The 6696-nt window shown below is 54.3% G+C and carries 9 protein-coding genes; 7 read left to right on the top strand and 2 right to left on the bottom strand.

Annotated elements, in window-relative coordinates; all coding sequences use genetic code 11:
- Positions 1–236: 236 nt before the first annotated feature.
- The 7 genes from PHV74_14210 (at position 237) to PHV74_14180 (ending at position 5703) form a co-directional block, all read left to right on the top strand.
- Positions 237–1082 (top strand): fumarate hydratase, encoded by an 846-nt coding sequence (locus PHV74_14210; protein ID MDD5095510.1) that lies wholly within the window; start codon positions 237–239, stop codon positions 1080–1082.
- Positions 1083–1191: 109 nt separating this feature from the next.
- Positions 1192–2910, top strand: coding sequence for a succinate dehydrogenase/fumarate reductase flavoprotein subunit (locus PHV74_14205; protein MDD5095509.1), 1719 nt, complete (start codon positions 1192–1194; stop codon positions 2908–2910).
- A complete protein-coding gene (locus PHV74_14200) occupies positions 2910–3365 on the top strand; it encodes a hypothetical protein (protein MDD5095508.1) in 456 nt (151 codons plus the stop codon). The genes PHV74_14205 and PHV74_14200 overlap by 1 nt, the downstream gene beginning before the upstream one ends.
- A 1-nt stretch (position 3366) precedes the next feature.
- On the top strand, positions 3367–3699 hold the full coding sequence (locus tag PHV74_14195; protein ID MDD5095507.1) for a hypothetical protein: 333 nt from the start codon (positions 3367–3369) through the stop codon (positions 3697–3699).
- 34 nt (positions 3700–3733) lie between these two features.
- Positions 3734–4555 (top strand): succinate dehydrogenase iron-sulfur subunit, encoded by an 822-nt coding sequence (locus PHV74_14190; GenBank protein ID MDD5095506.1) that lies wholly within the window; start codon positions 3734–3736, stop codon positions 4553–4555.
- Between the two features lie 148 nt (positions 4556–4703).
- Complete coding sequence (locus PHV74_14185; protein ID MDD5095505.1) at positions 4704–5123, top strand: hypothetical protein; 420 nt, start codon at positions 4704–4706, stop codon at positions 5121–5123.
- Positions 5124–5145: 22 nt separating this feature from the next.
- Positions 5146–5703 carry a Fe-S-containing hydro-lyase gene (locus PHV74_14180; protein ID MDD5095504.1) on the top strand — a complete coding sequence of 186 codons (558 nt, stop codon included), beginning with the start codon at positions 5146–5148 and terminating at the stop codon, positions 5701–5703.
- A gap of 172 nt (positions 5704–5875) precedes the next feature.
- Here PHV74_14180 and PHV74_14175 read toward each other — a convergent pair whose 3' ends face one another.
- Both PHV74_14175 and PHV74_14170 read right to left on the bottom strand, forming a co-directional pair.
- Positions 5876–6289 (bottom strand): PIN domain nuclease, encoded by a 414-nt coding sequence (locus PHV74_14175; protein MDD5095503.1) that lies wholly within the window; start codon positions 6287–6289, stop codon positions 5876–5878.
- Complete coding sequence (locus tag PHV74_14170) at positions 6282–6482, bottom strand: type II toxin-antitoxin system VapB family antitoxin (GenBank protein ID MDD5095502.1); 201 nt, start codon at positions 6480–6482, stop codon at positions 6282–6284. Before PHV74_14170 ends, PHV74_14175 begins: the two co-directional genes overlap by 8 nt.
- Positions 6483–6696: the final 214 nt, after the last annotated feature.

Raw genomic sequence — 6696 nt, 5'->3', positions numbered from 1 at the left:
TCGGAGGCCGCCTTTGCCGCGGCTTCCCGGAGACCCGTTGTGTCAACGAGCCTGTGGCAAGCTTCCGGGCGAATGGAAATCATGCAAAACCGGGCTCTCTGGCAGCGTCGGATTGTCCCGCTTCGATGACAATTCGCCAGGCAAATTAAACCAATAGCAACTGAATGAGTTCGAGCCATGCAAGAAGTCTCAGACGAACTCACTTAAAATAGACGAGAGAGTATCAGGAGCATTAAATGAGAGAGATCAAAACAGCCGATATCACCCAAACCGTAGCCCGTCTGTGCCAGGAAGCCAACTTTTTCCTGGGAGAGGATGTGCTGGAAGCCGTCAAAAAGGCCAAAGGCACTGAGAAATCCCCCGTGGGAAAGGAGGTGCTGGATAAGATCATCGAAAATGCTCAGATCGCGGCCACGGAACACATTCCCCTCTGCCAGGATTGCGGATTGGCCGTCATCTTCGTCGATCTAGGCCAAGAGGTCCATATCACCGGCGGCGATTTCTATGCGGCCATAGAAGAAGGCGTCCGCCAGGGCTATGAAAAAGGCTATCTGCGCAAATCGGCGGTCAGACAGCCCTTCTCCAACCGCGTCAACACCAAGGATAACACTCCGCCGATCATCAATACCCGGATTGTGCCGGGAGACAAACTCAAGATCACTATGGCTCCGAAGGGCGGCGGCAGTGAAAATATGAGCAAGCTCGCCATGTTGAAGCCCGCCCAGGGCCGGCAAGGGTTGATCGATTTTGTGGTCAAGACAGTAGTGGAAGCAGGCAGCAATCCGTGTCCGCCGGTCATCGTAGGCGTAGGAGTGGGAGGAACAATCGAGAAAACCACCCTGCTGGCCAAACAATCGCTACTCCGCGAAGTCGGAAAGCCCAATCCCGATCAAGAGGTCGCGGAGCTTGAGGCAGAACTTCTCAAGCGCATCAATGCCTCCGGAGTCGGCCCTCAGGGATTCGGCGGGACAACCACCGCCCTGGCAGTTCACATAGAGGTTTTCCCGGCCCATCTCGCCAGCATGCCGGTGGCAGTGAATATTCAGTGCCACAGCGCGCGCCATAAGGAAGCGGTACTGTAAATCAGGAGTCTGATTTCAACATTCGGGAGTTACGGGGATGAGATTGCCCCGATTCAAATATAATGAATTGCCCGAATTTTTCTCGGACGATTTGGAGGCTTAAGAGGTGATAGAAAGAACTCACGATCTCATTATTCTGGGGTCTGGCCTTGCCGGACTCAGAGCGGCTGTCGAGGCAGCGCGGGTCGGAAACGATAGCTTGGACATCGCCATCGTTTCCCGAGTTCAGATCATGCGCTCTCACTCGGTTTGCGCCGAAGGAGGCACAGCCGCAGTCATGCACCCGGAAGAGGGCGATAGCCAGGAGTTGCACGCTTGGGACACCATCAAGGGAAGCGACTTTCTGGCAGACCAGAATGTGGCCAAGCTCTTCGTGGAGGAGATACCCAAGGAGGTCCTCCAGCTCGATCACTGGGGCATCCCTTGGTCGAGGCGCCCCGATGGCAGCGTCAACCAGAGACCTTTCGGCGGGCACAGCTTCGACCGGGCTACCTTCGCCGAGGACAAAACCGGATTCTTTGAGATGCACACCCTCTACGATACGCTCCAGAAATACTCGCGTGTCACACGGTACGACGAATGCTACGCCACGGCTATTCTGGTCGATAAGGACGGATTCCAGGGCGTGGCGGTTTGGGACCTGTCCACCGGGGAATTCGTGGTCGTCAGAGGAAAAGCCCTGATCATCGCCACCGGCGGCGGCTGCCGAATGTACGGATTCACCACCTACTCGCTCACGGCCACCGGAGACGGCATGGCAATGGCGTATCGGGCAGGTATTCCGCTCAAGGATATGGAGTTCATCCAGTTTCATCCCACGGGCTTGATTCCCTCCGGCATTCTGATCACCGAAGCAGCCAGAGGCGAAGGCGGATACCTCAAGAATAACAAGGGCGAGCGCTTCATGGACAAATACGCGCCTTCCAAGATGGAAAAGGCGCCGCGCGATATCGTCTCCCGCTCCGAGACTACCGAGATCCTCGAAGGCAGAGGGTTCTACCGACCGGAAGATGGTCTCGACTTCGTGCACCTCGATCTGACCCATCTGGGCGCAGATAAGATCAACGAGCGGCTGCCTCTGATCCGGGAAGTATGTATCAAGTTTGCTTTCATCGATCCCATCGAGCAGCCCATCCCGATCCGCCCGGCAGCCCACTATTGCATGGGCGGGATCCACACCGATATCTGGGGGGCAACTCCTATTCCGGGAGTCTGGGCAGCCGGTGAAGCGGCCTGCGTCTCTTTGCACGGCGCCAATCGGCTGGGCTCCAATTCCACAGCAGAGTGCCTGGTCTGGGGCAAACTCGCCGGGGAGAGAGCCGCCAAATACGCGCTTTCCCATAAGTCCCTGGTGCCGGCTCCTGAAAAGAAGATGATAGAGCAGGAAAAATTTATCTTCGAAAAAGTTGGGCACGGCAACGGCAGCGAGGACGTTTTTGTCATTCGCACGGAATTGCAGCGCACGCTTGATAAGAACGTCGCCGTCTATCGAAAGGGCCCCGATATGGAAGCCGCTCTAAAGAAGGTGCGAGAACTCAAAGCCAGAATGGACCACGTGAAACTTATCGATAAGAGCCGAATCTACAACACCAACCTGATCGCCATCCTGGAGACCATCAACATCATTGACCTGGCTGAAACGGTGATCATGGGCGCTCTGGCACGCAAGGAGTCGAGAGGAGCGCATTCCAGGACCGATTTCCCCACTCGAGACGATGTAAATTGGGGCAAGCACACCATGGCCCATTACAATGATGGCAAGGAACCTCGGTTCGACTACGCGCCGGTAGACATGTCGATGTGGTTGCCGGTGGAGAGGAAGTACTAATGGAAACGAAAGTTACAGAGCAGAAGAGTCGTCATTTGCCGAATCGTCTGGGAATCAAAGGCTGGGTCTGGGCAGGCCGTTACACCTGGGAGAGATACCTGTATACCCTGCATCGCGTGACCGGTCTGGGTATGCTGCTGTTCATCACCATCCATATGGGAATTAACGGCGTTCGCCTGGGCGGCCAGAATGACTGGACGGACGTCATGGACTTCATGGACAACCCCGTGTTCAAGGTGGGAGAATTCCTGGTGGTAGCCGCTTTCATCTTCCATGCCATCAACGGAGGCAGGCTCATCCTGCAACACCTTGGATTTACCCTTGGTAAACCTAAACCGCCGATCTATCCCTATGTGGATGCCATGCGAGGACACCGCTCCCTCATGTGGGTGGTTCTGTTTGCTGCCGCGGCAATCGCGATATACGTGGCCATTGCTTTTGCGATAGGAGATTAACATGAAAGAGACACGTTTAAAGCTGTTACAGTATGTCACCGGTGTCGGGCTTGTTGTCCTGGCAGGGATACACGTCATTTACCTGCACCTGATCAAAGACGACGCAACGGAATGGAAATCGGTGGCCGACCGGGCGGCCGATATGGGCTGGCTTGTCTTTTACATTCTTTTGATTGTCTTTGGCTTGTACCACGGACTTCACGGGCTTCGCACTATTCTCATGGAATGGCTCTCCATCAGTGAGGAAAAGGTCAAGATACTGGATGCGGTATTGGTAATAGCCGCCATAGCTTTCCTGGGCTATACCATCTACATCCCTCTGGATGCCTACTAGGCAAGCCGGGTAAGAGACGCTAAGGAGCAAAGATATGGAAGATAAACAAGATTTATACTTCAAAGTACAGCGGTATACGCCGGGGGAGGATCAGAAACCCCGGATGCAGGACTTTACCATCCCGTATAAAAAGGGTATGACCCTGCTGGAAGGGCTGATCTACATTAAAGAGACTATTGATAATACCCTTTGTTTCCGCTGCTCATGCCGGATGGGCATCTGCGGTTCCTGTGGCGTGCTGGTCAACAACCTGCCCATGCTGGCCTGCCACACCCCCATTGAAGAGCTGGAGACGGACAGAATCACTGTGAAGTCGCTGCCGAACTTCCCCATCGTCAGGGATATGGTGGCCGATTTGACGCCGCTCTTTGAAAAGCACAAGTCTGTAAAACCGTACGTGATCGGCCCGAATAAGGAGACACTCGAGAGGCCGCAAACCGGGCTAGCCCAATCACCCGAGGAACTGGAAAGTTTTGTGCAATTCGCCTACTGCGTGAAATGCGGGCTGTGCATGGCGGCCTGTCCGACGGTGGCTACCGACGAACACTTCCTGGGACCTCAGCCGCTGGCTGCGGTCTATCGATATTGCACTGATCGAAGAGATCAGGGAGAAAAAGAGCGATTTGGAATCGTCAACGCACCACACGGGCTCTGGCTCTGTCACCTGGCAGGAGCCTGTTCGGAAGTTTGCCCCAAGGGGGTGGACCCCGCGTTCGCTATCCAGCTTCTCAAGAGAGGCAACATCTCGGCGAGCCTGGGAATGCAGAAGAAACGCATCCCTGCCCCGATGGTCGCTCCAAGCAAAGATGTCAAGCCCAAGATCGAGGTTCCCAAGTTTACCGTCAAGCAGTCTTGAGGGGGCCAAATCCAGTTATCAGTTGTCAGTGTTCTAGAGAATGCAGAGAGGCGTCTCTGCCGGGGGCCTGCCCTCGACCAGATCGGGAATTTGGGGGTGTCCCCCAAATTCCTCAACTTTCCCCCAAGAGTGGGGGCTAGGGGGTTGAATGGAAGAAATATCACTTGATGATATCGTGAAAAAGAAGAAAGTCGCCTCGAAGTCTCCCGGGAAGAAGGGGGGACAGGAAACGGCACCATCCAGAGGCGAGACGATGCTGGAGACGATCGATTCATTTGATGAATCGATCCGAGAGATTCACCGTCCGCTGACCGGCAAGGAGAGGGCAAAAATAAAAGTCCTGATGAATGAATCGGATAACTGCATGCCCGATCCCGAAGACGTATTCGTCATCCAAAAGCTCATGGATGCTTTTCATCTGGTTGTGGAAATGATGCAGGACCTGGCTCCTCAATTTGAGGATCAGATACCTCTGGATGAGCCCATCGATACGGAACTGGATGCCCATAAGATGGCTTTTGAACTCGGTATGGCCTATGAGCGGTTAAAATCAAAGGGATCGCTCTAATTTTTTCAGGGAGGTTTTTGTCATGACATTGCGTATCACTTCGCCAATAGATAGTAAGACCATTGAGAAACTTAAAGCCGGTGATCAGGTTCTGCTCAGCGGCGTCATCTATGTGGCTCGCGATTCGGCGCATAAGCGAATTGTGGAGGCGCTGGATAAAGGCCAGACGCCGCCTTTCGACCCCAAGGGCCAGACCATCTACTACATGGGCCCTTCACCCGCCAAGCCGGGAAACGTGATCGGCGCAGCCGGACCCACTACCAGCGGTCGGATGGACGCTTACGCTCCGCGTATGATGAAGGAAGGAATCAAGGCAATGATCGGCAAAGGGTTGCGCACCAAGGAAGTCAAAGACGCCATGAAGCAATACAAAGCCGTCTATTTCGCCGCCATCGGGGGAGCCGGGGCGCTGATTTCCAAGTCCATCAAGAAGAATGAGCTGGTCGCTTACGAGGAACTGGGGGCCGAAGCCGTCAGAAGGCTTGAAGTGGAAGACCTCCCCCTGACGGTGATCAACGATATCTATGGCGGTGACCTTTACGAAGAGGGGATGGCCAAATATAAAGTGGCCGTCAGCTAGCAGCACCACCCTGCAGAGGAAGAAAAAGGTCCCCGGGATCGCCGGGGACCTTTTTGTGTTGTTTATCCCCATGTCATGCTAGAGTCTGACTCAACCCCCTATCCCCCACTCGTTGGGGGTGTCCCGTAGGCCCCCGGAAGGAGGAATCCTTCACCTCTTTTTCAACAGCTTGCTAAATCAAATGAACCAGGCTCTCCACTGAAAGGGGCGTTTCTTCTGCGACCAGATCGAAATGGCGGTCTGCATGAAGCAGCGTGGCTCCCGCCAGAATGGCAGCCGAAGCGATGATCAAATCGGTATTAGGTATCGTCTTCCCTGCCCTTCTCAAGTTAAATCCCAGCTTCGCTGACTCTTCCCAGACCTCTTGAGTGATTTCTATCCGGTGCAGCGCATCCAGGCGGTTTTTGAGGCGATCAAACTCCACCTCCGATCTTGTCCCGCCGAGCAATTCCAGACAATTGATGGGAGTGATGGCTACCCTTTCCTCGGCCAGTAATCCTTCCACCCTTCCCCTGATCGCCGCAACAGGTGATTGCCTCAAGGCTAGAATCCAGACCGAGGTATCGATAAGTACCCGGTTACTCATTCCTCAATCGCCCCAGTTCCTCCAGTGAGAGATCCAGATCAAACGTCCCCAGCTCCTGGCGCAGCGCCGTCAGACTATTCTTCCGAACCAGTTCTTTGAGTCCTGCTTCAACCGCCTCTCGTTTAGTCCTGGCCCCGGTCACCTTCATGGCCTGATCCAGGAGAGCGTCGTTGATATCAATGGTGGTCTTCATTTCTGCACCCTCATCAGTATGGTATCGAGATATGGATTAATGATATACATGCTGATTGTATCCACTCATGCCATACAAGTCAAGACACCGCATGGCTTCATAATTAAAGTTACCGAGTGGAGGGGTGTTGCCTCAAAATAAGAGTTACCGAAATATTGGAGGAGAGGATGACAGGAGGCAGCATACGGGAGTATGCCAAGACGATGCGGGGGCG

It is taken from the genome of Dehalococcoidia bacterium, assembly GCA_028711995.1.
GTDB lineage: Bacteria > Chloroflexota > Dehalococcoidia > SZUA-161 > SpSt-899 > JAQTRE01.
Note: the sequence above shows the minus strand (reverse complement) of the source record. Positions and strands in the feature narration are given on the sequence as shown.

Bases quoted from the DNA above. Each gene is read 5' to 3' on its own strand.
- PHV74_14210 (MDD5095510.1), top strand. From the start codon at position 237: ATGAGAGAGATCAAAACAGCCGATATCACCCAAACCGTAGCCCGTCTG.
- PHV74_14200 (MDD5095508.1), top strand. From the start codon at position 2,910: ATGGAAACGAAAGTTACAGAGCAGAAGAGTCGTCATTTGCCGAATCGT.
- PHV74_14195 (MDD5095507.1), top strand. From the start codon at position 3,367: ATGAAAGAGACACGTTTAAAGCTGTTACAGTATGTCACCGGTGTCGGG.
- PHV74_14190 (MDD5095506.1), top strand. From the start codon at position 3,734: ATGGAAGATAAACAAGATTTATACTTCAAAGTACAGCGGTATACGCCG.
- PHV74_14185 (MDD5095505.1), top strand. From the start codon at position 4,704: ATGGAAGAAATATCACTTGATGATATCGTGAAAAAGAAGAAAGTCGCC.
- PHV74_14180 (MDD5095504.1), top strand. From the start codon at position 5,146: ATGACATTGCGTATCACTTCGCCAATAGATAGTAAGACCATTGAGAAA.
- PHV74_14175 (MDD5095503.1), bottom strand. From the start codon at position 6,289: ATGAGTAACCGGGTACTTATCGATACCTCGGTCTGGATTCTAGCCTTG.
- PHV74_14170 (MDD5095502.1), bottom strand. From the start codon at position 6,482: ATGAAGACCACCATTGATATCAACGACGCTCTCCTGGATCAGGCCATG.